At 45.0% G+C, this 828-nt stretch carries 1 protein-coding gene; it reads right to left on the reverse strand.

Annotated features, from left to right (window positions below; translation table 11 throughout):
* Positions 1–43: 43 nt before the first annotated feature.
* The coding region (locus R7Q09_RS24880; RefSeq protein WP_318143788.1) for a TolC family protein at positions 44–828 on the reverse strand (785 nt) is incomplete at its 5' end.

An 828-nucleotide genomic window follows, 5' to 3' on the forward strand; every position in this document is an offset into this window, starting at 1 on the left:
TGAAGAATCAACTGGCGTTTTAATTTCATTGTATAACTGAATGTTATTTCGCTGGTTTCAAACCTGCATCCACATCCAAGATGTCTTGTTCGCTTAGTGTACCAACCGCTTGGCGAAGCTGAAGAACACTCAGGATGTAGTTGTAACGAGCGTCTGAAAGGTTTTTGTTCGCATCGTATAGGCGACGAGTTGCGTCTAGAACGTCAACGATAGTACGAGTACCTACATCAAAACCAGCTTCTGTCGCTTCTAGCGCAGATCTCGCTGAAACTACCGATTGCTCATACGCTTTTAACGCACCAATAGAAGCGTTGATGTTGTTGTTTTGTGCACGAACATCTTTCACTACGCTACGGTACTGAGCTTCAAGATCTTCGCTTGCTGCAACGTACGCAAACTCAGCTTGTTTGGTTTGTGATGTCACGTTGCCGCCAGTGTAAAGTGGCACTGCTAGGTTAACGCCAATATTGAAGCCGTCGCTTGTACGGTCACTATTTGCATTACGGCCAAGACCACTGTTGTAGTTACTTTCTGTGCCTGAATAATCACCGTAGTTGTAACCACCATCTAGAGATAACGTTGGTAGGTGACCAGAGCTAGCTAGTGAGATGTTGTCGCGCGCGATGTCTTGAGAAATACGAGCTGACAATAGGCTAAGGTTCTTCGTTTTCGCTTCTTCGATCAATGTTTCAGCTGGGCTGCTAGTGCGAGTCGCAGAGAAACGGTTAGTATCAAGAACGTTTAAGTTTTTGTGTTCTTGACCTGTGATTTCACGTAGCGATTCGTAGCTGTTGATCAGATCATTTTCTGCCAACACTTCATCCGCTA

It is taken from the genome of Vibrio sp. 2130-1, assembly GCF_033339515.1.